A 26,223-nucleotide genomic window follows, 5' to 3' on the forward strand; every position below is an offset into this window, starting at 1 on the left:
TTAAACCCTGAATGAAGGAAGATATGAACCATTTCGCTGACGATTAAAATCGAATTCGTAAAATACGCAGGATCCCATGTAGTCTGTTTGCTGCCCCACATAGAAATTAACCGCATTGGGCGCCGCACTAAAAATATGCACATTTGCTTTAAATTTAACGCGAGCTTCACCGAATGCACGTGCAACGACTTCTGCAAGATCGGATGCATGTGCGCCGCTCTTTATTGACTGAAAACCATACCCAGCTTCCGGAGTAAAATGTAAAATACGGCCGACTTGAGGCAGGTTAGTCTCAATGTACTCCCGTGCATCCAGGAGTGCATTTCTCGTGATACTGAGTACGATCGCAACGTCCTGACCGCTGCCGAGGGTTTCTACATTGACAATTGTGGAGCTGATTTCACCACCGTCATTGGCGTTCCACACAGACGTTTCAATCTTTCCTTTCTGTACTAATTCAACAGCCACATTACACTTAGTACCGAGGCATTTACCGGCAAGCATGGCAATAGACGTATGCGCATCAAGAAAGATCCGGATCCGTTTACCCCTTTCAGCTTGTCTGATTTTGACAAGAAACTCAGTTACGACAGGCTGTATTGAGCCCACCCATTCCGCGCCTGGAGCAGGAAACCTTCCCTCAAAATATTTCAGTAGTGAAAGGGTATATTCAGGAGAAGCGTCCAGCGTTTCAAATGGGCCATCTCTGTATGAGCGGAGTGCGACAGCGCGAAACTCTTCTGGAGTTGATGACTGCAAAAGCTGTTCTGCTGCACACATCTCTTCAAACTGGGTACGGTTAAACTGATATTTCCCCTGCCCCTTTAGCGCTCTGATGAGTCCGTCATAGCGAAAATCGGAATTGGATTCACAGGGTATCATTCCGACAAATTTGAATTGCAAGTTGACATTATAACGCAGGCGTTCGAGTGATAAGGAAGGTGACTCAATTCGAAACCCTCGGAGAATCTCATAAAGTTCTTCATCGTTACTAAGTTCAAGATGTTCACGCCACAACTTTCGAACTTTACCCATCTCGCTTCTATCAGTTTTGCCAACGGCCAGTTTATTCAGATCTAAAGATCCATCAGTATTTTGGTGGATCTTCCCCAGCTCATCGCTATCCCTGATAGTGTCGGTAGTGACAAGAATAAAAGCAGAATTTGGAAGAGCAACCTGCTTGGCATCTCTGAGTCGCTGAAGCAAAGATGTGGATTTCGCGTTGATGAACTCAGGATCAACCATATCTTTAAACCCGAATCGGCCACCTGAAACAACATGATATTTGATTTGGAAGTAGTCTGCAGCGATACGTTCAGAACCATATCCTGGTCTTGGGGGATGATATTTTGCTACCACGTCATCAAATGCTTTAGGAGCATCGGCTTCATACGAAACTTCTATGACATCAGAGCGGCTTCTATCTTTTAGAAACGAAGCGTAATACCAGAATAAACGAGCCTGATAATCATGTCCCTGCCAACCTGCAACCACAGCATTAGCCATAAGATTCATCCCAAAATAAACAGCAATATTTTGAAACTATCACGTAACTGGATACTGTTCAAGCAGACAGTAAACGCTGACAATCTTAACGAAATTAATGAGCCATCTACCACGATTTATCAATAAAGGGGAAGAAGTCAAAACAGTGAGTGACCTCTGAATGTTGAAACGAAAGCTGCTCAGGATTTATCCATTCAATGAAAAACCACGCCATACAAACACAATAATAGAAATCATTCTCATTTGCATTTACTATTCATTGTGCTGCTGAACCTCATTACCATAAGTTCTTTCGCACATCCCACTGAGAAAGACGATTAAAAACAGGAAAGCATGCGCATACACAATATTAATGATGAGGTATTAAAATGTCTTTCAGAGAAAAAAGCTGCAAGAAACGATGCATCGCCGCCGACACGTCAGGGTTTAAAAACACGTTTTCTTACTCGTTATTAACACTTTGCATCAGCCATGCTCTTATTGTTAACATAGCTGGAGCGGCTGATAATACCAGCATAGAAGGTAAAACCGACACTGAAGAGTCACTGGTTGTTACAGCGGATGGCAGCGCAGGAACTGCAGCGGATTCTGCCGGATCTTATACCGTGCCGGCGACGCGAACCGGAACCAAAATGAACCTGACTCAACGTGATATTCCACAATCTGTTAGTGTAATGACACAGCAAAGAATTAAAGACCAGGATTTGCAGGATGTGGGCGATGCGCTTGCGAATGTCACTGGCATCTCTGCTTCGCAGAATGACTCAGAGCGTGTTGACTTTTATTCCCGCGGTTTTTATATCAACAATTATACCTACGATGACATCCCATCCACGCAGACCGGCGCCTGGAACTTTGGCGAAACGGATGGTGATTCGGCCATTTATGAACGTATTGATGTGGTACGCGGCTCAACCGGATTAATGACCGGTACGGGTAACCCGGGTGCCGCAATCAATATGATCCGCAAGAAAGCGGACAGCAAAACCTTTACAGGCAATCTCTCTGCCAGCTATGGAAGCTGGAACAATCAGCGTTATGTCGCCGATTTATCAGGTCCTCTGAATGAATCAGGTACGCTGCGTGGGCGTGTCGTGACGGGCTATCAGGATCAGGACAGTTATGTAGACCGTTATCATAAAAGAAAGAAATTCCTGTATGCCACCGTTGCAGCGGATATCACTGACAACACCACGCTGGACCTGGGTTACGACTATCAGGCACGAGATACAGACGGTGCCACCTGGGGCGGTCTGCCGACATGGTACAGCAATGGCAGCCGTATTCAGTACGGTCGCGGTGACAACCCTTCAGCAGACTGGACGCATTACAATATTTTGTCGCGCAAGGTATTCGCTAATCTGACGACTAACTTTGATAATGGCTGGCAGGTGCGCGTGAACGGCACGCATACGCGGTCTGATTTCGACAGTAAGCTGCTGTATGTGTCAGGGTATCCTGACCAGGCCACCGGCATTATGAACAGCAGTGGATATGGCTTTGCGGGCTGGTATAAAGGTTTGCGTACCCAGACTGCTGTTGATGCTTATGCAAGCGGGCCGCTTGAACTCTTTGGCCGTCAGCATCAGTTAGTTGCTGGGGTTGACTACAGCCGTCAGCGCAACCGTTATATCTACTCTTCCTCCATGCTCTCCCCTGCAGACATTGGGGACTGGAACAGCTGGAACGGTGATGTTGCGGAGCCTGACTGGCCAGCCTGGGCGCTTTCATCTGAAGATACCATTCGTCAGAAAGCCAGTTATGCAGCAGCGCGCTTCTCGCTTGCCGATCCACTCTCACTGATTATTGGCGCGCGTTATACCCAGTACAGTGCACACGGCACGTCAGCGGATATGGAGAAAAACAACCTGACGCCGTATGGTGGGCTGGTTTACGACATCAACGAAAATTATTCAGCCTTTGCCAGCTACACCTCGATTTTCCAGCCGCAAACCTACCGCGACCAGCAGGGTAATTACCTGAAACCAGTGACCGGAAAGGACTATGAGGCGGGCATCAAAGGGGACTGGGAAAACAGCCGGATCACGGCAAGCCTGTCTGTCTTCCGCATTGAACAGGAAAACCTGGGGCAGATCCAAAGCGACACGTACGTTAATAACAGCAGCGAAAATGCCTATAAAGCGGCTAAGGGTGTGGTAAGCAAAGGTGTTGACTTCGAAATCAATGGTGCGGTCACGGACAACCTGAAGGTGACGTTTGGTGCTACGCGCTATGTTGCCCGGGATGCGGCTGGCGAACGCACCAACCCTTACATGCCACAGACCAGCCTGAAACTGTTTACCAGCTACAATCTGCCAATCTTGCCTGAACTGACAATAGGCGGCGGGATGAACTGGCAGAACCGTACCTATAAAGAAGCGACTAACCCTTCAGGCGCTACTGAGCGTATTTATCAGGGAAGTTATCCGCTGGCCAATCTGTTTGCCCGCTATCAGGTTAACAAAAACCTCTCGGTTCAGGGAAACATCAAAAATCTGTTTGATCGCGAGTACAACACTAATCCTTCGGGCGGTGTAGCATTCAACGAACCCCGGAATTATTCAGTCAGCCTTAATTATAGTTTCTGATTATCTCATGGCCTTTCAAGGGAGCGAATCGACACGGCTTCAGTAGTCATCTTTAAGTCCGCTGCTGGAGCCATGAACGGTGAACACCAACTTCCGCGTTTTGCTCATAATTTCCCTATGCCGTGGTTACCTGGCCAGATGAGGGCGAGTAGTTCTATCATAATATTCTCTTCAATTATTGTAATCTGTATCCTTTTTTCTGTAAGAGTTATGAAACAGTGGACCGTGGGCCACAAGTCAGCTCCGGACATTCGTCAAGCAGCGCTCCGATACGCTCAAAATCATCCTTCTGGCTGAATATGAACTGCTCTGCTCGCCAGACCTGTAAATTATTCAGGTGGGTCCGCCGCCATTCTTCAATATTAACCAGCCGTTTGTCCAGTAAACACTTTAGGAAGTCGAGCCTTTCAAAAATATTTAAGCCTCTGCTGCTCACGTTATTCAAAATAAATTTATAGATTAATTCTCGCCCTTCTCTCAGGACGTCATTCAGCGAAGGGCAAACCATGGCCAGCATCAGAGTTGCGGACAAGGGAAGATATATCTGGATGCCTTTCAGGGCTATTCCCGTATTACTCCTGTCACTGAACTCAGTTTCGTTATACAGGGTGACGGGGTTATCCGAAATATAAAAGGGTTTATCCGCCGTTGTTTCAAACAGCAGCCATTCCTTGCCCATAAGCACTGCCATCTCAAAATCGCAGTTAGTTATCTGATCCAGAAAGTTGCCCTTGGTATTTTGTTCAAAGCGCTCTTCGCTGAAATAGCATTCGACTTCGTCACTGGTTATGCCTCTTGACTTGAGCGAATTATAAAGCTCCTGTGCTATGTGCTTCTGGTTCTCATACTCACCCCGTGAACGGAGACATTGCACGGTAACGAACCGGGCCAGATTGATTTTTTCTTCCTCTGAGAGCCCCTGTATGTTCTTCGTGGATATAAGCCTCTGGATCACCGACGCACCTCGGCCTTCATAGAGACACAGCAGGGATTCCAGGCTGACAGTCGTGGGCAGGTCGTGAAGATTGTAAAACCGGTTATGGACCGTGGCATCATTCACGCTCATTTTCATAACCCGCCGGGTTTGTTTATTGATCGCGAATATCTGACCGCCCCGTTTTCTTTTCTCCGTATTGATGGCGAAATTCTGAAGCAGAAATCTCGGTACGGTATGCTGCCTGATAACATCAGTGTGAAGTAATCCCTTATTCTCCATAATGCGCTCCGGTATATAATTAAGGAAGGCCAACCTTATCCAAACGTTATTCTCATACCAGACTTAAATCCAGGATCGTCCGCAATCATTCTTTCAACGAGTAAAAAATCGTTCTTTTCACAGAAAATATACTGCTCGGAAAATCTGACCTGAAGACTGTTGAACCGCATGACCTGATCGGCTTCAACTTTTATCAGCTCATGATTGATAAACACGTCGGCGGCAGCGATACGCAAAAATGGATTGTACCCGTGTGGGATCGTGTGAGGCGCATATGCCATACGAATCTGGATTTCCCTTTTCTCACGCATCTTCTCTTCTCTGGTTGAAGGACAGAACATGGCGAGTGTCACCGTGGACGACAGCGGCAGGTAAATCTGGATACCCGGCAGCGCAAGCCCCAGATTGCCGTACGGACCAAACGTTTTATCGTTATGCAGCACTACCGGACTGTCCGAAATGTAGAACGGGTGATCGGGCGTGCTTTCGCAGAGATACCAGTCCTTCGCCAGAATATGATCGATGTGGGAGTCCTGTTGCACAAGTTGCCCGAGGAAAAGATTGCGAGCACCCCTTTGTGGTGAGAAGTCCAGCATCTCCGCTGACTGGTCCGGCGACGCGCCCATTGCTCCAATCTTATTGGTTAGGGTCTGAACAAAACCGTGAATGCGCTGCTGTTCACCATAGGTGCGGGCGCGCTGAACGGCGACGAAGACGGCCAGCCTGTAGCGATCGTCTGCAGACAGCCGCCTTATATCCCGGTGTGCCAGCAAATCGTGAATAACGGGGGCGGCGTCAGTTTCGTAGATCGCCATGAGAGGTTCCAGGCTCATCCTTTCGGGATGGTCGTCCAGGTTATAAAACGTGTTGCGAACCGTCGCGTCTCTGGGGTTAGTCTGATATGCACGGCCCCTCGTCTTGTCAAACCCCCAGAATCGTCTGCGCTTACCGGTGCCGGTAAACAGCTTCAGAAGAAAGTAAGGAACTGTATGCTGTCTGATAACGTTGGTGGTTATTGGAAGCGGACTGGCCATGCTACCTCACTGGAGTCAGGGTGTAGGGACACAGAATCCTCACCGACCGCAATCGTCGGTCCGGTTATGTTACCGCACATGTCAGTTATTCCAAAAAAACGTTCCAGTTTTAAAAGTCGGCTGGTGTGGCGGGAGCATGTCCTAACTGTAAGGGAACAGTATTTACGTCCGCTTCACCCCCTGAGACATCAGACAATCTTTTTATGTCTTCAGTAAGAGCGAATTTCGTTCTTCTGCCGCCAGGAAGTTTTTTTCCTCGTGGTAGCAGGTTCTGGTCTTCCAGCAACGGTAAATGATCCTTTTCCATTTGAACGCCTGAGCCCGGCTCTAGGATTGATGAGATTTTCCTTTTCTCGCTGTCCTGATGGATGTCTTCTTAACCTGGCAAAATAAAAACGGTGATAATGAGCTACTGATTGTTTGCGGAGAATATTCTTACATCGCTTCAACATCGTGCCATTCGCTCTCAAATCATCCGAGGTCAGCACGATGCACACCACCCGTCTCCATGACGCAACGCGGAATATTATTGTCGGCGTACTGATTTTGCTTTCCAGTCTGTCTGCTGCCCGTAGCGCAGACAGCGCCAGTGAACAGGAGCAACTGGCTGCACTCGCCCGCCAGCTCGACCTGGCCGATCGCCTTGCATCCCAGGCGGCCACGCTCTCTCCCGATACGCGCCGCCGCTACCACCTGGACTACAGCGCCTTGCGTGCGGACCTCCACCGTGTTCGCGCCGGTGTCCAGGATTACCTCGTTCCGCAGCGTGCTCAACCACGCGATCCCGTGCCACTCATCGGCAGCTATTCGCACGACGGCGGCCGAGCCAGCGACGAGGAGCCGCCACCGTGACGTCTTCTTCCGCCGCCGCATTCCGGGCCACAGGGGGCTTTAGTCCTGCTGATGTGTCAACAGTTGTGCTCAGTACCCTGTTCGCCGTGCTGTTGCTCTGGGCCGTCTGGGCTCTGCGCACCGCCTGGGTCGGCTGGGCGGAGCACCGCCTGACGCAACGACAGTTCCTGGCTGTCCTGGTGCGGATCCTCGCGCTGTACCTCGTGCTGAGTTTTTTCCTTTTGTCCTGAACAAAGGCACGATTATGAACATGACTCTGATTCTGAAAATGCGGCACGCGGTTACGCGATCCAGTTTTGTCGCACTGTCTGTGGCGCCAGTCACTACGATGGCAGCCGGTCTGCCCACGATGGAAGACCCATCACGTGGGGCGGGCAGCGGCATTATGGAAACGCTGCGTAATTACGGCTACGACATTGTCCTGCTTGTTGCCCTTCTGGTGGTGGCATCGATGTTTATCGGCGTCTGTTATCACGCCTACACCCGTTATTCAGAAATCCATACCGGGCGCGCAACCTGGGGGCAGTTCGGTCTGACCGTGGCCGTCGGTGCCGTGCTGCTGGTCGTCGGTATCTGGCTGCTCACCAAAGCCACCGGTGTTCTGTAAGGCGATATCATGATGCAAGCCCCGCAATCCATGCGCACCGGCGACGGTCTCGTCACTTTCCTGCCGCACCGGCTGAATCGCCAGCCGGTCGTCGTGCGTGGCCTGACGACAGACGAATTGTGGATCTGTAGCGGCCTGTCGGCAGCGGTCGGACTTGTACCCGGCTTGCTGATGGCATGGCTGACCTCAAGCATCGCCATGCTACCCACTCTGATTGTGGCCGGCGTCGCACTCGGCGTCTTCGCCGGAGGTGCCTTCCTGCGCCGACAAAAACGCGGACGGCCTGAGACCTGGCTCTACCGCCAGTTGCAATGGCGTATTACGCTGCGCCATCCCTCACTGGCGCGTTACGTCGGCGGCACCGCGCTGATCACCCGCTCCGGATGCTGGTCGACCCGACGTATGGCCAGGCTAGGGAGGAAAACCTCATGAGCCGTTTTCGCAATGAGGTACACCACCTGCAATCGCACGTCAGAACACTGCGACTTGCCAGTGGCGCACTTCTGCTCATCGCCGTACTGCTCGGCTTTGGGTGGTGGAGTGCACCACGCGACCTGACCATCCATGTCCCGCCGGACCTGCGTTCAGGCAGCACCCGAAAATGGTGGGAAGTGCCGCCGGAAAGCGTTTACACCTTTGCCTTCTATGTCTTTCAACAGTTGAACAGGTGGCCCACGAACGGAGAAGACGACTATCCGCGCAACCTGCATGCGCTCTCAGCCTACCTGACCCCGGGCTGCCAGGCATACCTGCAACAGGATTATGAATACCGACGCAACAATGGCGAGTTACGTCAGCGTGTACGAGGCATTTACGAGATCCCCGGTCGCGGGTATGGCGACAATCCGGGCGTACGCGTACGTGTGCTCTCTCCCCGCGACTGGTTGGTAACGCTGGATGTCAGCGCCGATGAATATTTCGGGTCTGAGCAGGTTAAGCGTGCTCTGGTGCGCTACCCGCTGAAGGTCACCCGCCTGGATGTCGATCCGGAGCGCAATCCATTCGGCCTTGCGCTGGATTGCTACGCCAGCACACCACAACGCATCGAACCGGGCGCCTCGGACACCGCTGATAAAGCGCTGGCGGCCCCGCAGGGAGATACCCCATGAATCGATATGTCCTGATTCTCCTGACCGGCTTGTGTCTGGCAACCACTGCCCATGCCGTCGAGCTCCTGCACTGGGACCGAATGCCACTGGGTATTCCCCTGTATGTCGATCAGGAACGGGTGGCCTTCATCGATCGCAATGTTCGTATTGGCGTGCCGCCCGAGGTCACCGGGAAACTTCGGGTACAAAGCGCCGGCGGCGCGGTCTATCTGCGTGCCAGTACGCCGCTCCCTCCTACCCGTCTGCAATTGCAGGACGTGGAGTCAGGAGAAATCATCCTGCTCGACATTGCGGCCGAAGCGGCTAAAGAAGGTCAAGCCGCGCTGGAACCCGTGCGTATCATCAATGGCGAAGGACCAGAGACCCGCTATGGCGGCACAGCGCAGACACCTCGTCTCCTGGAGAATTCACCAGCACAAACAACTACACAACCCGAAACTCCTGTACCTGTCGTATTGACACGCTACGCAGCGCAGAACCTCTATGTCCCGCTACGCACCGTCGAACCGGTAACAGGTATCGGCCGGGTGAACCTGCATCGCGGCCTCGCGCTGGACACACTGCTGTCCACCCTCCCTGTCCGCGCCCGCGCACTGGCGGCCTGGCGGCTCGAAGACTTCCAGGTGGCGGCCATACAACTCACCAACACCTCGGCGAGATGGATTGAACTTGATCCACGCGCATTACAGGGCAATTTTGTGGCTGCGACCTTTCAGCACCCGGATCTTGGTCCGGTCGGAGCCCCGACTGACACCACCGTGCTTTATCTCGTCACCCGCAACCGCGGCCTGGCTGACGTGCTGCTGCCAACACTATCGACCGTCGACGCCACGGTAAACCTTCCGGCTACCGCTGCCGAACCGGCCAAAGGGGGTGCATCCGATGCAAAGTAATCCACTGCTCAAGTGGCTGCTGATCCCGGTCGTGTTACTTGTCGTATTCGTCGGTATTCGCCTGTTCTCCGGAGCAAAGACTACCGGCGCATCGGATACCTGGAGCACCAACAGTCAGCTCAGCCCTGACGAAATGAAGGCACTGGGCATTGAGGGCGACACCCCGCGTGATACGGTGGCCACCCTCGTGGCTCAGGTCAAACAACTGCGCAACGAACTGCATACGGCCCTGAATGACAACAAGAATCAGAAGGTCGAAAACGAACGGTTGCGGGCACGCGAAAGCGCCATCGATCAGCGGATCCGGACGACCCTGGACGGCGAACGCAGCCGGTTGCAGCAGGAACGTGACCAGGTCGCCAGCGACCGCCAACAGACACAGGGCCTGCTCCAGGGCCTGCAGCAGCGTCTGGACGGGCTTACCGGCAAGGGCAGCAACGCTGACCTGCCGGTGGGACTGGGGCTGGAAGAGGGAGACGGTCAGCAGTTCGGCAACAACCTGCACTGGGTAGAACCGGCCGATACACGGCACGGTGACAAAAATTCGGGGACGGGTGGCTCTCCGCCGTTCCCAACCAGCTTTGGCCCCGCACAAAAGACCCTCCAGGCCACAGCGGAATCGGTAGCCAATGCGGGCAGTCGCGCACTCGGTACATCTTCCACGCCCGTCTACACGGTACCCACCAATTCGACATTGATGGGCTCTGTTGCGATGACGGCACTGATCGGCCGCGTGCCGATCGACGGGACCGTGAATGACCCGTATCCGTTCAAGGTGCTGGTTGGTGCGGACAACCTGACCGCGAACGGCATCGATATTCCGGACGTGACTGGCGCAGTGATCAGCGGCACAGCCTCCGGCGACTGGACGCTCTCCTGTGTGCGCGGGCAGATCCGCTCAATGACGTTCGTTTTCAACGACGGGACGATCCGAACCCTGCCGGAAGATGCTCCTGGTAACACGAGCAACAGTAACAACACTCAGAACACCGGCACCGCAACCCAGGGCGGTCTGGGTTGGATCAGTGACCCTTATGGCATCCCCTGCGTGTCAGGCGAAAGGCGCAGCAATGCCCAGCAGTATCTCGGCAGCCAGGCACTCATCACTGCGGCCGGCGCAGGCACAGCGTCGCTGATTAAGTCTGACGGCGGCAGTGCCTCCTACATCAGCAACAGTAACGGCACGCTCGGTACCGTGGGCATCACCGGCAACGAAGCAATGGGACGGATCCTGGCCGGGGGGTGCAGGAGATGTCTCAGTGGGTCAACAAACTTTATGGACAGGCCTTTGCTGCCGTGTACGTACCGCCAGGCGCAAAAGTCGCCATCCATCTTGAACAACAACTCAAAATCGACTACGACGCCAGCGGACGCCGTGTCAACCATCAAACCGGAGGCTTGCATGCTACGGATCTGGACTAACACCACGATCGGCCTGATGACCGTGTTAATCCTCTCCTCACTGGGCGGCTGTGCGACCAGCAAGGAGAGGCTGCTTCCGCATGGCGACAGCACAATGCTTGATGTCTGGAACCAGCAAACCGGCGGAAGCGCAGGTGGAGGTCAGCTCGCGCGTCAACTGCTCGACGCGCGTCAGGTGTTACGCCGCCCGCTGACCACCGACGACCTGCAGGCGGCACCGGGCGCCAGTGCCGCATATACCCGTACCGCCGCCAACGAAATCTACCGCCAGTTCCACCGGCTGCCAAACCCCGACCTGATGATGTACGTATTCCCGCATCTTGCGGGCACCGACCCCGTTCCCGTTCCTGGCTACACCACCGTGTTCCCGCTGTACCAGCGGGTGCAGTACGCCATGCCCGGCGAACGGACGGAGGACTACTGATGGTCCTGCTCAAAAAGCGGCACCAGCAGACTCCGCTGTCGCCCCCCGGATCAGCGGACGCATGGGACCGGCATGTCGCCGAACTCGCTTCTCATGGCATCCCCGAGCCAGGCAGCCAACTGAAGCACGGTCGCCCAGCTACCGATGCGGATACCCAGCGCCTCTACGCCATCGCGCCATCATTTGCCGATCTGCTGCCCTGGGTCGAATATCTTCCCGACTCGCAGGGCATGCTGTTAGAGGACGGGCAGTCAGTCGCCGCATTCTTCGAACTGACGCCGGTCGGCACCGAGGGACGAGATCCAGAATGGTTGTGGAAAGCGCGTGATGCGCTGGAAAACGCGTTGCAGGACTCGTTCGACGAACACGACGAACATCCCTGGGTGGTCCAGATCTATGCACAGGACGAAGCGAACTGGGAAAGTTATCTGCGCTCACTGGAAAGCTACATCCAGCCCCGTGCGAAGAACAGTGAATTCACCAATTTTTATCTGAAATTCTTTGCTCATCACCTGCAGGCGATCGCAAAACCTGGCGGACTGTTCGAGGACAATACCGTCAGCCGCCTGCCCTGGCGCGGCCAGCACCGGCGCGTACGCATGGTGGTCTACCGGCGCGTACCCACGGCGACTTCGCGCCGCGGCCAGTCGCCCGAACAAGCGCTCACCACCATCTGCGACCGGCTGACCGGCGGCCTGGCGAATGCCGGCGTCAGGGCACGACGCATGGATGCGGCAGATATCCACGACTGGCTGCTGCGCTGGTTCAATCCCTGCCCCACTCTCATTGGCGATTCTGCTGATGACCGTGAGCGCTTCTACGCCCTGACACGTTACCCGGACGAAACCGAACCCGGCGAGCTTGAACTGACCAGCGGCGATTTTGCCCAGCGCCTGTTCTTCGGCCAGCCACGTTCTGACGTGGAGGAAGGCACCTGGTACTTCGACAGCATGCCGCACCGCGTCATCGTGCTTGACCGCCTGCGCACACCGCCACAAACCGGGCATATCACCGGGGAAACGCACAAGGGCGGCGATGCCTGCAACGCCCTGTTCGACCAGATGCCTGAAGACACGGTGATGTGCCTTACCCTGGTAGCCACCCCGCAGGATGTGCTCGAAGCGCATCTGAATCATCTGTCGAAGAAAGCCGTCGGCGAGACACTGGCCTCCGAACAGACCCGCCAGGATGTGCAGCAGGCGCGCGGGCTGATCGGCAGCGCCCACAAACTCTATCGCGGTGCGCTTGCGTTCTACCTGCGCGGTCACGATCAAGCCGAACTCGATGCGCGTGGCCTGCAACTGGTCAACGTGATGCTCAACGCCGGCCTGCAACCGGTTCGGGAAGAGGATGAGGTTGCCCCACTCAACAGCTACCTGCGCTGGCTACCAGGCGTGTTCGACCCGGCCGCCGACAAACGGCAGTGGCACACCCAGCTCATGTTCGCCCAGCACGCCGCCAATATCTCGGCCGTGTGGGGCCGCAGCCGCGGCACCGGGCACCCTGGCATCACCCAGTTCAACCGCGGTGGCGAGCCCATTACGATCGATCCCCTGAACCGGCTGGACCGGCAGATGAATGCTCATCTTTTCCTGTTCGGCCCCACTGGCTCGGGTAAAAGCGCCACGCTCAACAACCTGCTTATCCAGATGACGGCCGTCTACCGTCCCCGTCTGTTCATCGTTGAAGCCGGGAACAGTTTCGGCCTGCTCGGCGATTTCGCAGCACGCCTGGGTGTCAGCGTCCATCGGATCAAGCTTGCGCCGGGCTCAGGCGTCAGCCTGGCGCCGTTCGCCGACGCCTGGCGTCTGGTGGATACCCCCGAACAGGTAGAGACCCTGGACGCCGATGCGCTGGATGAAGACCGGCAACCTTCGGCTGCGGCGGTTGAAGGCGAGGAGCAGCGCGATGTGCTCGGCGAATTGGAGATCACTGCACGACTGATGATCACCGGCGGCGAGGAGAAGGAAGAAGCACGCATGACCCGCGCTGATCGCAGCCTGATCCGCCAATGCATCATCGACGCAGCAAATCGTTGTGTAGCCGAACAACGCACGGTACTGACCCGAGACGTACGCGATGCCCTGCGCACGCGCGGCGGCGATGCATCGTTGCCGGAAATACGCCGCGCCCGGCTGCTGGAGATGGCCGACGCGATGGACATTTTCTGCCAGGGAACCGATGGCGAAATGTTCGACCGGTCCGGTACTCCGTGGCCCGAAGCCGATATCACCATCGTGGACCTGGCCACATTTGCGCGCGAAGGCTACGGCGCGCAACTCGCGATCGCCTACATCAGCCTGATTAATACGGTCAACAACATCGCTGAGCGCGATCAGTTCCTTGGCCGGCCAATTATTAACGTGACCGACGAAGGCCACATCATTACGAAGAATCCGCTGCTGTCCCCCTATGTGGTGAAGATCACTAAGATGTGGCGAAAGTTGGGGGCATGGTACTGGCTGGCAACGCAGAACATCGACGACCTGCCGAGGGAGGCAGAGCCGATGTTGAATATGATCGAGTGGTGGATCTGCCTGAACATGCCGCCGGACGAAGTGGAGAAGATCGCCCGCTTCCGTGAACTCACGGCCGCGCAGAAGGCCCTGATGCTCTCTGCCCGCAAGGAATCGGGCAAGTACACCGAAGGCGTGATCCTCTCTCGCTCCATGGAAATCCTGTTCCGCGCGGTTCCACCCAGCTTGTATCTGGCACTTGCCCAAACCGAACCCGAAGAAAAAGCCGAACGTTTTGCACTGATGCAGAAGTACGGCATCAGCGAACTGGATGCCGCCTTCAAGATCGCCGAAATGATCGACCAGGCGCGCGGCATCGAATCCCTTCCGCTTGATGCCCTGACGCAATGAAGGAGCGCCCATGAACCTGATCAATCGTCTCAAGCGCCCTTTATCGCCCACGCGTCTTGTGCTCATCCTGGCAACCTGTCTGTTCACGGGCATGGCGATGTGGGCACTCCAGACGCTGACCCAGACCGAGCCGGACATGCCGACAGATGCGACAGCGCCATCGACGCATAACGGCCCCCCCTGGCGCTACGGCAAGGCCGATGCACGCTACACTCTGGTGGAATATGCCGACCTGGAATGTCCGTTTTGCCAGGCCTATTTCCCGGGGCTCAAACAATGGATCGATGCCAACCCCGAGGCGAACTGGCAATGGCACCATCTCCCCTTGCAGATGCACGAACCCGCGGCCAGCCGCGAGGCACGCCTGGCCGAATGTGCCGGCGAAGCGGGCGGACAGGCCGCATTCTGGCAGGCCGTCGAATGGATCTACACGCACACCCGCAGCGAGGGTCAAGGACTGCCGGACAACACGCAGTACCCCGGCATCACCGCCTCGATGCAACGATGCCTGGATAGCGATCGCCCTGATACGGTGATCCGGGCACAAAGCGAGCAAGCCGGACGCGACGGGATCACCGCCACGCCAACCCTGCAGTTGAAGGACAACACGACCGGCAAGACGCTGCTGTTGCACGGACCGGTGGAAGGCGACGCCCTGCTGTCGGCACTCGACATGGTGTCCACGAACGAGACCGCCGCGGCAGAAACCACGGACATCCCCATGCCTGCCGACGATGTCGGCGACATGCCCAGGTAGCCAGGGTCTTCAAGGCTACGGCGCGCCTCGTGCGCGTTGATCCTCCAGCTCGCTTCGCATCCATCTACGCGAGCGGCCACCGGCTTAACCTCAACGGTGGCGGATGCTCCTTCGTTCCAGTCGATTTCCTGTCATCCCCTGGAGGGTTCGCCCTCATCGGGGCATGCGCCCTCCATTTTGCCTATAGGAGCAGTGCCATGTCCTCTCTTCATGCTGTAACCGCTATCCCCAACACACCCTCGTTGGAGCAACATGCAATCCAGTACGAGGATCATCTCATTCATCAGGCCCTTGACCTGCTGGAGCACCGTATCTTCAAAGGGGGTCCTGCAATGCAAAACCCCAGCGCTGTCTTTGACTACCTGCGGCTGCAACTGGCCGGCGAGCCGAGCGAAATCTTCGCCGTCCTGTTCCTCAACTCCCAGCACGAAGTCATCGCCTGGGAACCCGTGTTCACCGGCACGATCGATGCGGTTACTGTCCACCCACGCGTAATCGCACAAAGGTGTCTGATCCACAACGCCGCCGCCGTGATACTGGCCCACCAACATCCTTCAGGCTATACCGAGCCCTCCCTGGCCGACAAACTAATCACCCAACGGCTGAAAGTTGCGCTGGAGATGTTCGACGTCAGGGTGCTGGATCATGTTGTCGTCGGCAAAAGCGAACCGTTCTCCTTCGCTCAGGCAGGCTTGTTGTAAGCCCTTCGAAGTCCGAACCAATGTCATGTCGTGCATTCAATCGCTCGAAGCTGATCCCTGCGGGAGCCCTGGCTCCCGCTTTTTCAGGGAGTGGGCTGTTCTGCTTCAAAAAAATCCCGAATGTCAGCCACGATTTCGTTGCGCTGTATCAGTAGTGAGTACCGGTAGATATGCGTTGCATCAGCATAGGGCACGCTCGCCGGATAGCTGGGAACTGTCCGACAAAGAAGGTCGTCATCATCGAGGTTCAGATGGGTCCGGCATGCGACGGGGCGATGCTCGTAAACAACGCACTCTCCTTCATTACCGAGAAAAGGACAGGGTCTCTGCCTGCTGCGAAGGACTATATATCGTTGCTGCTCACCCATTGCCACGATGTCGATGACACGTATGGGCGACTCCGGCCTCCGCATTGAACGGTCAGAGCAAGCGGCCAGAACTTCCGCCTCTCCCTCCGAAATCATCACGGGTAGATGGCAACAATGGCTGCAACCCTTGCGACAAGCGGCAAGGTGCAAGCTGATCTACCCATTCGGATGCGGCTTCGTGCAGCAACATGGGGATACGCATGCTTCTTTCGGGTAGGCCGGCAGCGCGGTCCAACAACTTCTGTACCGGCTCCCATTGTAGTTTCTGGTTCTGAGCTTCCATCTTGCCCCATAGCGACGGGTACTCGGGCGCGTTGCTCCTCGACCAGTCGTGCTTGTTCGGCAGTCAGAGCAGCAGAAGTCATCGAGTGAACCAGGGTGCTAAAGAGATGTACTCTCGAAAGGAAAAATCGTACAGAACTGACCTACTTTTTCATACTACCCGACCGTACCGCTCCATTGCCGTTCCCCAGTTTTCCTTCAGCAAACCGGGGCCATCCCTTCAAATACGGTTTGAGCCGCGTACCTATTCCCTGCTGCGAAAAGTAACCCTGCGAGGTGAACTCTGAGACTATCCCAAACAGTCCGGAGCACCGTCCATGCTGCAGCCGTTAAGCCCGCCAGTTCTCCATTCCCCCACGAGCCCCAAAGTGGCTGGCATCGCGTTGCTCTTATCGATGCTCACCATAAATGCCTACGCGACAACAGATGTGCGCGTGTATACCGACAAAAACTTTCCGTTGGTTGCTTCCCAGGATGCTGCCGCGGTCATTTACATGGATGCAGCGCAAGAACTTGAAGCGGGACTAACCGCGGGTCTACCTGTAGACCCGGTACAGGCCGAATCATTGCTACGACAACGACTGCAAGACGGGGAACAGGTATTGCAGCTCAAGCTTGCCGCAGCCTACCAGGGGATCACTGAAGCATGGGGATTGGGTATCACCAAGCTCCCCGCCGTCGTCGTCGATCGCCGCTACGTGGTCTACGGCGAACCCGATGTCGCCCGTGCCGTCCAGCGCATCGAGGCATACCGGAGGGCATATCCATGAATCGCCCTCTCTCTACCACCCGCCGCATGCGGCTGGCCCTTGCCACATTTATGCTCGGCACCGCCGGCTCTGTCTTTGCCGTGAACACCGCCAGCATCATCGCTTCCAGCCTCTCGCCCGACTGCCTGGAGTACCGCGTTGCGGGCATCTGCTACTGGCTCTACTGCACGCCGTTTGGGTGCAGCGTGCGCACCTCGGTCAAGATCCGCCACTACATTCCCGATGCGGTGGTCTCCAGCTACGCCAATACCGGTGAGACCCCCTGGGCCGAGGTTCGCACCCTGAGCCTGCCCAACACCACCGCACAGGCCGGTGGTGACGGCACCACCAATCATGACGGCGAAAACAACCTCTCCCGATTCAGGAACGCCGATGTCATCGGCCATCCCGGCGGCGAAATTTTCAGTCGGTTCGCCAGCGCCTCGGGCTACACCTGCGCCGGTGCCGGTACCGCCTTCATGCCCTACTTGTTGAGCACGCTGGATACGATCGCATGGCGCTACAACGTGCCCGAAATGGTCTACCCCGAAGCGTTGACGCCAGGCATGCGCGAAGTAGGCGCGCGCAGCACCGCCAATCTCTGGGGCAACGTCTACCCCCGCGGCGGTTTTGTGCACCAGAGCGATGACTACAAGGCCGGCGCTGTCGTCGCCCAGCGGGCCGGCGACATCGTCACCCGACACGGCCAGATCCATGTCTACCAGCCCCTGCTCGCCAACGCACGTGACGGCTACTGGCCCGCTGGCGAACTGGTTGAAGGCGATCCAAAAACCGGCAAGTGGCAGGAGCTGACGCCAACGCTGTCCAGCAGCTGCGCAGTGTTTCCGCATGACAATGCTCAGGTGCAGGCACAGCAAGGTGACTACGCATGGGCCCTGTGGCGTCCCTACGCCTGTTGCCAGCGCCGGGGACAGATTTTCCTCGGCAGCACCGATTTCCAGTGAGGCGCCCATGAACATTCACCACGCCACTCACTCACCTCGCCTTGCGGGCCTGCTGTTGACTGCCACACTACTCATGCCCACAGTTGCCCACGCGCAGACCCTCATTGACTCAAACGGCATGAGCTCAAGCGGTCACGTCATCGGTGACGATGTGCTCTACAGCATCGGCGGCGGCCGCGCTGTTTCGATGGGTCCTGCCGGCAACATGCAGAGCCTGGGCGTGGGCGCCGGCTGGAACAGCAATCTCATTTGCGGAAACATGGATATCAGCACAACGATCCAGAATCAGCTGAACGGCATCACTAACGGCTTTCAGTCGATCATGAGCAATGTGATCCAGAATGCCACCGGCGCAGTCGCCTCGCTACCGGCATTGATCATCCAGCGCGCAGACCCGGCACTCTACAACCTGCTCACCAATGGCATCCTGCAGGCGAGACTTGATTTTGACCGCAGCAAAACCACCTGCCGCGCGATAGCCAACCGGCTCGCGGACATGGCTGGCGGCCAGGCGAGCTGGGATCAACTGGCAGAAGGTCTGACGCTTAAACAATCAGTCACAAGTGGAGATGCCGTGTCTGCCGTCGAGCAAGCCGAAAACAGCAGGGGCAACAATGGCGTTCCCTGGGTCGGCGGCAACAATGCTGGCGGCTCGGGGCAGAGCGCAATCAGGGTTGTCAGCGATGTCACCAAAGCCGGCTACAACCTGCTCAACGGGCGCAGCGCCACCGACACATCATCCATCTCCGCAGAGAGCTGCAGCACCCGGCTCACGTGTCAGACCTGGTCATCGCCTCAGGCTGCGGCCGACTGGGCCACGCGAGTGCTCGGAGAACGTGAGCAGCAGACTTGCGAGAACTGCACCAAGACGCAGACCACGCCGGGTGTCGGCCTGACACCTCTGATTCAGGAAGAGTACGAAACCAAACTGCAGGCACTGCAGGACCTGGTCACGGGCGTGAAACCTACCACTACTGCGAACCTTGATGCGGCAGGTAGTAACGCACTGCCCATCACCCGCGGTGTGATCGAAGCGCTGCGCGACGAGCCTGATCAGGATGTGCTTGGCAAGCGCCTTGCCTCAGAGGTCGCCCTCTCCAGCGTCCTCGAAAAAGCCCTGCTGTTACAGCGCACCCTACTGAGTGGCGCAAAGGAACCCAACGTGGCGTCTAACGAACTGGCCGTCAATGCCATCGGGACCGAGAACACCGCCCTGGAACAGGAGATCAGCAATCTCAGGACCGAACTGGAGCTGCGGCGCGAACTGGCAGGAAACTCGGCCATGTCGTTGATCCAGCGCCAGGCCGTGCGGGCTGCGGGCTCACGAGGCATTTTCGAAGGGGACACCACGCGTGACCGGCTTGACGAGATCCAGAAACCGCGGAGCAATACCCAATGAGGACGATGATCCGCTGGGGACTCACCCGGCTGTTCAACCGCCGCATCGGAATGTCGCTGCTCTGGTGTGCACTGATTATCGGTATCGCTGTACTGGTCAACCTGGTGGGTATCAGTCTCATAGGCGGTATTGAACACTGGCAACGCTGGCTCCATTCGCATGCAGGCCTGTTCCTGGCCTGGCGGATGATCCTGTACGGGGCAACAGCCTGGGGATGGCACTGGATGCGCCAGCGTGTGCTACAGCGTGAACCCTTACCCCTGACCCGCCAGCGTCTGTTGCGCATTGAGATTGCCGCGGTCGCCGCCATCGTGCTGATGGAAGGCAGCACCTGGTGGCAATACGGATTAAGGTGAGGACACAGGCATGACACTCTACACGACCGACTATCTGGAGTATTACCTGACACTGGTGGGCTGGATCGTCAACAATGGCATCTGGGCTACGCTGGTTGCCAGTGGTGTATTTGCCCTGCCCTTCATCGCCATTATCGTCCAGGAATGGCTACGCGCGCGCACCGAAGGTGCCGATGAAGGCAACAAGGGCGTGCTCTCGTCCCTGCGTATCGAGAACCGGGTATTTGTCGCGATAATGGTGATCCTGTTCGCCGGTGTTCCCTTCATCCCGGCGGATTTGAGCACTATCAAATTTGATACCACCCGCTCTACACAATGCCAGGTCAGTGTTCCGAAGCCCGCAGACACCGGCTGGGCTGGTGTCTACACCACGCTCAATAACCAGAGCGCGCTGGTGCCAGTCTGGTGGTTTTTCATGCACAGCCTGTCAAAAGCGCTCACCAGCGCGGCCATAGCCGCCATCCCCTGTGGTACCGACCTGCGCCAGCTCCGCATGGACGTCGATGCCACCCGTATCAATGACCCCGTACTGGCCCAGGAAATCGCCGACTTCACCCACGACTGCTATGGTCCCTCACGTGCGAGGCTGTTCATGAACCGTCCGACGCTTTCCGAGGTGCAGATGAACGATGTCACCTGGATCGGTTCGAACTATTTCCTTACCGCCAGCGGTTTCTACGACACCTACCACTCCAGCACGCCGCGCACGGCCTGGCCCTTTGATGCCACCCGCGACGCGGGGCTGGCCCAGGTCGACAGCGGCGGGGGCTACCCGACCTGCCAGCAGTGGTGGACCGATGGCGACAGTGGTCTGCGCGCTCGTCTGCTGGCGCAGGTTGATGCCGATCTGCTGACCCGCATCGCCAAATGGGCCGGCTTTCTGTCACAGACCGAGGTTGACGATTCAGTCATCCGGGCGGTGGTATCTCCCCGACAGCAGAAAATGAACCAGGGTGCCGTCTATTCCGATTATGGCGGGCAGATCGACAAGACCCTGCCTAACATCGTCACCCGCGCAGCGGGTGATGTGGGCGTGACAATAGGGTCGCTGGCCTATTTCCCGGCGATGGATGTGGTGCGCCAGGCACTGCCGATGGTGCTGTCGCTGCTGAAGATGGCGTTGGTCATCTGCCTCCCACTGGTGTTGATGATCGGCACGTACGAGCTGAAGGCGATGGTGACCGTGAGCTGCATTGAGTTTGCGCTGTTTTTCGTGGACTTCTGGTTCCAGCTGGCGCGCTGGCTCGACTCAACCATTCTTGACGCACTGTATGGCTGGGGCTGGGGCGCAGATCGCCCGCATACCAACTTCGAACCGCTGATGGGCCTGAACAATGCCTTCGGAGACATGACGCTCAACTTCGTCACGGCGACGATGTTTATTATGCTACCGGGTTTTTGGGTGACCGCCTTGGCTTGGGCCGGAGTACGGGCTGGCAACTTTGTTCAGATGATGACGATGGCGACCGATGGAGCAAAATCGGCGGGATCAAAAGGACCAGGAACCATTTCCAAGTCACTCAGGTAAATTTCCCTGCCTATTACTCGTCATCATCATAGGGATCTCCACTATCGACCCGTATATCGCCTCGATACAAGCCATATCCTGCGGGACCAACGCGCCATTGCGGTTGCTCCTCTTCTTCATCATTCTCGTCCAAATTGCGTGCGGCGCAGGCGGCCAAGATCAAAAATATCAACAGGAGTGCCAGCCAGAAAGAGATATACAGCAGTAATACCCAGACAACCAACTTGCCCGACCATAGCAAAACCGAGGCCGTGACCGATGAGAATCCCCGGGAAACCAGCCAGGTAATCGCCTTGCGTTCGCCTTGGGTATAAGCCCGCCACCCGCGGCCGAAACGGTGGCCCCAACGTTCTGCGTAACGGCTATAACTGTCTCCGGTTCTCATGGTCGTCTCCTGCTATAAAGACATCCCGGTCAACTACGAACGAACGGATTCCTGATGGTGAGGCTGTCTTCCAGAATCTGTCCATGATTCATATCTTCACTGTACAGGGTCAGGCATTCAGCCGTGGTTGCGGCAGCGACGATACAGGCATCGTAAAAAGACAACTGGTGCCGCAGTGCCACCTGACGAGCCCTGTCATGAACCTCCACCGTCAGCGGCACCACATCACAGAAACTCCGGACCAGTTCCAGAAAACTTCCGATATCTTCCCAGCTCATCGCGAGTTTACGACGGCATACGCTGGTCACTTCATTGAGAACCTGCACGCTGATGACAGGACGCGTCTTCAACAGAGCTTCAGCGCTATCGGCCTTGACCGGATCCTCAGATAACAGGTAAAGCACAACATTGCTGTCCAGAAATGCACCCGTTTTAGCCACGCTCAGAGTCCTCTTCACGGCTGAACCTGAAATCGGCCGGGAGCTTACCGCGGAAATTACGCAACCGCGCCAGCAGCTCTTCAGTACCCGGTTTTCTGCGGACAGCAAACGTGCGCGGATCGTCTATGATAATCTCGATATCGTCACCCTCCCGGAGTTCCAGTGCCTCGACCAGACTGGCGGGCAGTCTGACCGCGAGACTGTTACCCCATTTTGCAACCTGCATGAACCACCTCCATTGATATACATTTTAAATTGTATATCACACATCAAGAATAACAAGTCTGAGCCTGGTGGCCAGGGCGCACTACGCTGCTGAGGTGGGGACTTTTGCTCAATCAATCCCTACGGACCTGGATCAGGTTCCACACCGATTTGATAGTCAGCCACGAATTCAGGCCAGTCCACATGATCGACCAGCTCGATATCCGCACTGACCCGGATTTTTTCCCTTGCCCGGTCAAACAGGGCGATACTCGCAGAAGGATAGTTGTTCCGCGACGGATAGAGCACACCGTCAAATAGTGGCGCATCATCGTCTCCTCCTGACAGCTTATGTACCCGGGCAGATACCCCTGCGTGTGGGTATAGTTGCGACTGGATAATTGCTCCAGATTCAGGCCAAAGTAGCCCGCCATGACATTCGGTGCCGTGAGATCGGCCAGACGTAGCTCTTCATGCACACCGACAGCCCGCACCAGACGACTCCGGACTTCTTTCAATGCCACTGAACGTTTGGTAGCCGCGAGCCACTGGTGCTTGTGAAACATCGACTCCATCAAGGCCGTAGGAAGATCCCGCCCCAGGTAGAGCACGCCATAGGTTTTTGCGGGATCGTCGTAGCGATTGGTGCCATCGCGACCATAATACAGAGGGCTCCCCCGGTACGTGATACGACTCACGTGCTGGAGCAACTGACCTGCGTCTATCCGGAACGTTGGCAATTCAATACTCACTCCAACCTCTTCTCATTAACCCAAATGCACACCCAGCACATTGCATACTGCCCTGACCACATCATCGAGCGAATCAGCCGTCACCGCCTCTACCGGCGAACGTTCACCCAGGCCTTCGAGCGGCTCAGACAGCGCACGGTAGATCGTCCAGTTGTCAACGCCATCGACTTTCTGAAGTACGGCCTGTGTCAACTGCTGCTTCACCGGTTCAAGCTGCCAGTCGGGTAGTTTCTGACCGCGTGGCCCCACATTTAAAGCCAGTAGCCGGCGAGCCTCAATGTCCTTGTAAATTTGCTGACGCGATTTGTCTGCCAGACTGGCGAACTTAAGTAGCGGCAGATTGTGCGGCTGGTTAAAGGCTTCCAGCTGGAGCATACGGCCACGCTGGATATCCGTTTCGCCAGGTTCCCAGCGCGTGTGGGCGCGCAGGGCCGCAGCCTTTCGTGCCAGGGATTGCTCCACCGTGTCGACCTCCAGGGTGGCAGGAAGCTCCACCGCTTCGACGCTTTTATGAACGAACACCTGGAGTTCTGCCGCAAAGGCGCGAGCATCCCGGATTTCAACAGTCTTGAAAAAGCGATGCACATCCGCCTCGGTGATACGTGGCAGATGGTCGGCAATGAATTCAAGGGTCTTGGGCATGGTCAACTCCCGTAGTCAAGGCTGGAACATAGAGATAACTTTAGTCTCCTTTGTCTACTATGTCAACTTTGACAACTCAAAATACTCTCATTACTAAGAGCACCGTCCCAAGAAACACTATTATTCGTTGCATAGCCTAGTTCAGTCCAGCGCGCCGATGCCCTGAACAATCCGTTCAGGCTACCTCCACATTGGTAGATGAGTCACCTTTCAGTTTGCTTTATACCAAAAGGTTAAAAGGCCAAAGGGCCGGATAAGGGAACGGGCAGCAAGGGGAAAGGCCCTACCTGAAAAGGCGAAAAGGTCACCTGCCAGTCCATCATCGGGGACACGACATGCTGTCACTCTTCCAGCGCAAAAAGGCTCAGCCCATTATCATCCGACAGCCAGCATCCACCGTAGAGCTAACCAAAGGGCTGCTGCGACCCGAACCGGCTGCATCGCTGCTGGCTACGCCACGGCGACAGCGTCTGCTTGAACACATCTGGCAACGCACCTCCCTGTCGCGCAACCAGTTCACCACTCTCTACCGCAAACCGCTGGAGCGCTACGCCGCACTGGTACAGCTCCTGCCCGCCTCGGAGAGCCACCATCATGCTTACCCCGGCGGCCTGCTTGATCACGGTCTGGAGATCGTCGCCTTCGCACTGAAACTACGGCAGGCCCATCTGCTGCCCGCGGGCGCGACACCAGAAGATCAGGTTTCACAGGCCGAGCCCTGGACTGCAGCTGTCGCGTATGCAGCATTGCTCCATGACATCGGCAAGATTGCCGTCGATCTGCACATTGAATACGAAGACGGCAAGGTCTGGCACCCCTGGCATGGGCCGCTGACGCGGCCCTATCGGTTCCGCTACCAGAAAGACCGGGAGTATCGTCTGCATGGCGCCGCCACAGGACTGCTCTACGGCCAGGTGCTCGATTGCAGCATACTCGACTGGCTGAGCGACTACCCCACCCTGTGGGCCTCATTGATTTACGTACTGGCTGGCCAGTACGAGCATGCTGGCGTGCTGGGCGAACTGGTCGTTCAGGCTGATCAGGCATCGGTTGCTCAGTCACTTGGCGGTGATCCTGCCCGCGCCATGACCGCCCCAAAAAACTCACTGCAACGCAAGCTGGTCGACGGCCTGCGTTACCTGCTGCGCGATGAGCTCAAGCTCAACCAGGCAGGCCCATCGGACGGGTGGCTGGACCAGGACGCACTCTGGCTGGTCAGCAAGACCGTTTCGGACAAGCTACGTGCTTACCTGTTATCGCAGGGCATCGAAGGCATCCCGTCAAGCAACACAGCCGTATTCAACGTGCTGCAGGAGCACGGCATCCTGTTGCCCACACCGGAAGGCAGAGCTATCTGGAAAGCAACAATCACCAGTGAGACTGGCTGGTCGCACAGCTTCACACTGCTGCGCCTTTCCCCCGCCCTCATCTGGGAGCACGACAAGCGCCCCTCTCTGTTCTCAGGCAACGTAGAACTCGTGCAGGATGCTGCTGACAGCGCCGTTCCGCCGCAGGACAGTACGGTACCGAACACAACTCCCCCCGAAACCTCAACTGTGGTCACTGGCCCGGGTTCTGATAGGATGTCCCCCATAGAAGGCTACCGACAGCCCATGGTATTGAATGCCGTCGAGGATCTGCTCGATTTGTTCGACTCCCCCGATGAAGTACCACCGCCGTCACAGACTACGACACAATCCGCATCGTCAAAGAACGCCAGTGAGTCCTCGTCGTCGGTAGTTGATGGGAGCAACGACACACCCGCCATCGGATCCGGCGAGCACTTCATGACCTGGCTGAAGCAGGGACTCCTGTCGCACAAACTCATCATCAACGACGCAAAAGCGCTGGTGCATACCGTCAACGATACGCTCTATCTCGTCAGCCCGGGGCTGTTCCAGCGCTATGCACAGGAACACCCGCAAATCGACGCTTTGGCAAAAAGGGAAGAAATGCAGAACTGGCTGTGGATGCAGCGACGTTTCGAGAAGCTGAAGCTCCACCGTAAGCAACAGGATGGACTTAACATCTGGACCTGTATGGTGACAGGCCCTCGCAAGACCCGTCGCCTGCATGGGTATATGCTGGAAGACCCCAGGGGAGTATTAAATATTACTACGCCAAACAACCCATACCTGAGCTTGATGAAACAAGAACATACGGAAACACAGTAATAT

At 56.4% G+C, this 26,223-nt stretch carries 25 protein-coding genes and 3 pseudogenes; 18 read left to right on the forward strand and 10 right to left on the reverse strand.

Going from position 1 to position 26,223, the window contains the following annotated elements; genetic code table 11:
• Nucleotides 1-1,506: an SAVED domain-containing protein gene (locus D7I37_RS24790; protein WP_129544562.1), complete on the reverse strand. Its 1,506-nt coding sequence runs from the start codon at nt 1,504-1,506 to the stop codon at nt 1-3.
• 368 nt (nt 1,507-1,874) lie between these two features.
• On the opposite strand from D7I37_RS24790, the gene fhuE reads away from it, so the two are divergent.
• Nucleotides 1,875-4,094, forward strand: a complete 2,220-nt coding sequence (gene fhuE / locus D7I37_RS24795) for a ferric-rhodotorulic acid/ferric-coprogen receptor FhuE (protein WP_129544563.1) — start codon at nt 1,875-1,877, stop codon at nt 4,092-4,094.
• A gap of 208 nt (nt 4,095-4,302) precedes the next feature.
• On the opposite strand, the gene D7I37_RS24800 is transcribed toward fhuE, so the two are convergent.
• The 3 genes and pseudogenes from D7I37_RS24800 to D7I37_RS27755 form a co-directional block, all read right to left on the reverse strand.
• Nucleotides 4,303-5,310 carry a DUF4238 domain-containing protein gene (locus D7I37_RS24800; RefSeq protein WP_129544564.1) on the reverse strand — a complete coding sequence of 336 codons (1,008 nt, stop codon included), beginning with the start codon at nt 5,308-5,310 and terminating at the stop codon, nt 4,303-4,305.
• 35 nt (nt 5,311-5,345) lie between these two features.
• Nucleotides 5,346-6,344, reverse strand: a complete 999-nt coding sequence (locus D7I37_RS24805) for a DUF4238 domain-containing protein (protein WP_129544565.1) — start codon at nt 6,342-6,344, stop codon at nt 5,346-5,348.
• Nucleotides 6,345-6,545: 201 nt separating this feature from the next.
• Nucleotides 6,546-6,698, reverse strand: a pseudogene (locus D7I37_RS27755) (IS110 family transposase); the annotation flags it as partial.
• 135 nt (nt 6,699-6,833) lie between these two features.
• On the opposite strand from D7I37_RS27755, the gene D7I37_RS24815 reads away from it, so the two are divergent.
• From D7I37_RS24815 to radC, 11 genes and pseudogenes are all read left to right on the forward strand, one after another.
• The gene (locus tag D7I37_RS24815) at nt 6,834-7,196 is read left to right on the forward strand and encodes an RAQPRD family integrative conjugative element protein (protein ID WP_129544566.1); all 363 of its coding nucleotides are present in this window, start codon (nt 6,834-6,836) and stop codon (nt 7,194-7,196) included.
• A complete protein-coding gene (locus tag D7I37_RS24820) occupies nt 7,193-7,426 on the forward strand; it encodes a TIGR03758 family integrating conjugative element protein (RefSeq protein ID WP_129544567.1) in 234 nt (77 codons plus the stop codon). Before D7I37_RS24815 ends, D7I37_RS24820 begins: the two co-directional genes overlap by 4 nt.
• A gap of 38 nt (nt 7,427-7,464) precedes the next feature.
• On the forward strand, nt 7,465-7,803 hold the full coding sequence (locus D7I37_RS24825; RefSeq protein WP_371415267.1) for a TIGR03745 family integrating conjugative element membrane protein: 339 nt from the start codon (nt 7,465-7,467) through the stop codon (nt 7,801-7,803).
• A gap of 12 nt (nt 7,804-7,815) precedes the next feature.
• A complete protein-coding gene (locus D7I37_RS24830; protein WP_207205575.1) occupies nt 7,816-8,235 on the forward strand; it encodes a TIGR03750 family conjugal transfer protein in 420 nt (139 codons plus the stop codon).
• The gene (locus D7I37_RS24835; RefSeq protein ID WP_129544570.1) at nt 8,232-8,912 is read left to right on the forward strand and encodes a PFL_4703 family integrating conjugative element protein; all 681 of its coding nucleotides are present in this window, start codon (nt 8,232-8,234) and stop codon (nt 8,910-8,912) included. Before D7I37_RS24830 ends, D7I37_RS24835 begins: the two co-directional genes overlap by 4 nt.
• On the forward strand, nt 8,909-9,805 hold the full coding sequence (locus D7I37_RS24840; RefSeq protein ID WP_129544571.1) for a TIGR03749 family integrating conjugative element protein: 897 nt from the start codon (nt 8,909-8,911) through the stop codon (nt 9,803-9,805). Before D7I37_RS24835 ends, D7I37_RS24840 begins: the two co-directional genes overlap by 4 nt.
• Nucleotides 9,795-11,227, forward strand: a pseudogene (locus D7I37_RS24845) (TIGR03752 family integrating conjugative element protein). The gene D7I37_RS24840 and the pseudogene D7I37_RS24845 overlap by 11 nt, the downstream one beginning before the upstream one ends.
• A gap of 16 nt (nt 11,228-11,243) precedes the next feature.
• Complete coding sequence (locus D7I37_RS24850) at nt 11,244-11,651, forward strand: TIGR03751 family conjugal transfer lipoprotein (RefSeq protein ID WP_242502930.1); 408 nt, start codon at nt 11,244-11,246, stop codon at nt 11,649-11,651.
• Nucleotides 11,651-14,518, forward strand: coding sequence for a conjugative transfer ATPase (locus D7I37_RS24855; RefSeq protein ID WP_129544573.1), 2,868 nt, complete (start codon nt 11,651-11,653; stop codon nt 14,516-14,518). Before D7I37_RS24850 ends, D7I37_RS24855 begins: the two co-directional genes overlap by 1 nt.
• Nucleotides 14,519-14,528: 10 nt before the next feature.
• Complete coding sequence (locus D7I37_RS24860; RefSeq protein WP_165283123.1) at nt 14,529-15,275, forward strand: thioredoxin domain-containing protein; 747 nt, start codon at nt 14,529-14,531, stop codon at nt 15,273-15,275.
• A gap of 197 nt (nt 15,276-15,472) precedes the next feature.
• A complete protein-coding gene (radC, locus tag D7I37_RS24865; RefSeq protein ID WP_129544574.1) occupies nt 15,473-15,976 on the forward strand; it encodes a DNA repair protein RadC in 504 nt (167 codons plus the stop codon).
• Nucleotides 15,977-16,059: 83 nt separating this feature from the next.
• Here the strand turns inward: radC and D7I37_RS27760 are convergent, their stop codons facing one another.
• Nucleotides 16,060-16,494, reverse strand: a complete 435-nt coding sequence (locus D7I37_RS27760; protein ID WP_371415242.1) for a YkgJ family cysteine cluster protein — start codon at nt 16,492-16,494, stop codon at nt 16,060-16,062.
• 449 nt (nt 16,495-16,943) lie between these two features.
• Here D7I37_RS27760 and D7I37_RS24875 point away from each other — a divergent pair, with 449 nt between their 5' ends.
• Genes D7I37_RS24875 through D7I37_RS24895 form a run of 5 tightly spaced genes read left to right on the forward strand, consistent with a single transcriptional unit; the run spans nt 16,944 to nt 21,623 of the window.
• Nucleotides 16,944-17,396, forward strand: coding sequence for a TIGR03757 family integrating conjugative element protein (locus D7I37_RS24875; protein ID WP_242502741.1), 453 nt, complete (start codon nt 16,944-16,946; stop codon nt 17,394-17,396).
• Nucleotides 17,393-18,340 carry a TIGR03756 family integrating conjugative element protein gene (locus tag D7I37_RS24880; protein ID WP_129544576.1) on the forward strand — a complete coding sequence of 316 codons (948 nt, stop codon included), beginning with the start codon at nt 17,393-17,395 and terminating at the stop codon, nt 18,338-18,340. The genes D7I37_RS24875 and D7I37_RS24880 overlap by 4 nt, the downstream gene beginning before the upstream one ends.
• Nucleotides 18,341-18,347: 7 nt before the next feature.
• Nucleotides 18,348-19,739, forward strand: a complete 1,392-nt coding sequence (locus tag D7I37_RS24885) for an integrating conjugative element protein (protein WP_129544577.1) — start codon at nt 18,348-18,350, stop codon at nt 19,737-19,739.
• A complete protein-coding gene (locus D7I37_RS24890) occupies nt 19,736-20,095 on the forward strand; it encodes a hypothetical protein (protein WP_129544578.1) in 360 nt (119 codons plus the stop codon). Before D7I37_RS24885 ends, D7I37_RS24890 begins: the two co-directional genes overlap by 4 nt.
• A 10-nt stretch (nt 20,096-20,105) precedes the next feature.
• Nucleotides 20,106-21,623: a conjugal transfer protein TraG N-terminal domain-containing protein gene (locus D7I37_RS24895; protein ID WP_129544579.1), complete on the forward strand. Its 1,518-nt coding sequence runs from the start codon at nt 20,106-20,108 to the stop codon at nt 21,621-21,623.
• 13 nt (nt 21,624-21,636) lie between these two features.
• On the opposite strand, the gene D7I37_RS24900 is transcribed toward D7I37_RS24895, so the two are convergent.
• From D7I37_RS24900 to D7I37_RS24920, 5 genes and pseudogenes are all read right to left on the reverse strand, one after another.
• On the reverse strand, nt 21,637-22,008 hold the full coding sequence (locus D7I37_RS24900) for a DUF3742 family protein (RefSeq protein ID WP_129544580.1): 372 nt from the start codon (nt 22,006-22,008) through the stop codon (nt 21,637-21,639).
• A 29-nt stretch (nt 22,009-22,037) separates the two neighbouring features.
• A complete protein-coding gene (locus D7I37_RS24905; RefSeq protein ID WP_242502742.1) occupies nt 22,038-22,448 on the reverse strand; it encodes a PIN domain-containing protein in 411 nt (136 codons plus the stop codon).
• Nucleotides 22,441-22,674, reverse strand: coding sequence for an AbrB/MazE/SpoVT family DNA-binding domain-containing protein (locus tag D7I37_RS24910; RefSeq protein ID WP_129544581.1), 234 nt, complete (start codon nt 22,672-22,674; stop codon nt 22,441-22,443). Before D7I37_RS24910 ends, D7I37_RS24905 begins: the two co-directional genes overlap by 8 nt.
• A 119-nt stretch (nt 22,675-22,793) precedes the next feature.
• Nucleotides 22,794-23,404: pseudogene (locus D7I37_RS24915) on the reverse strand (RES family NAD+ phosphorylase).
• A gap of 15 nt (nt 23,405-23,419) precedes the next feature.
• Entirely contained in the window at nt 23,420-24,046 is a 627-nt protein-coding gene (locus D7I37_RS24920; protein ID WP_129544582.1) for an integrase, read from the reverse strand.
• Nucleotides 24,047-24,381: 335 nt separating this feature from the next.
• On the opposite strand from D7I37_RS24920, the gene mobH reads away from it, so the two are divergent.
• Complete coding sequence (gene mobH, locus D7I37_RS24925) at nt 24,382-26,220, forward strand: MobH family relaxase (protein ID WP_129544583.1); 1,839 nt, start codon at nt 24,382-24,384, stop codon at nt 26,218-26,220.
• The last annotated feature ends 3 nt before the right edge of the window (nt 26,221-26,223 follow it).

The organism is Serratia sp. 1D1416 (assembly GCF_003641105.1).
Taxonomy (GTDB): Bacteria; Pseudomonadota; Gammaproteobacteria; order Enterobacterales; family Enterobacteriaceae; genus Serratia; species Serratia ficaria.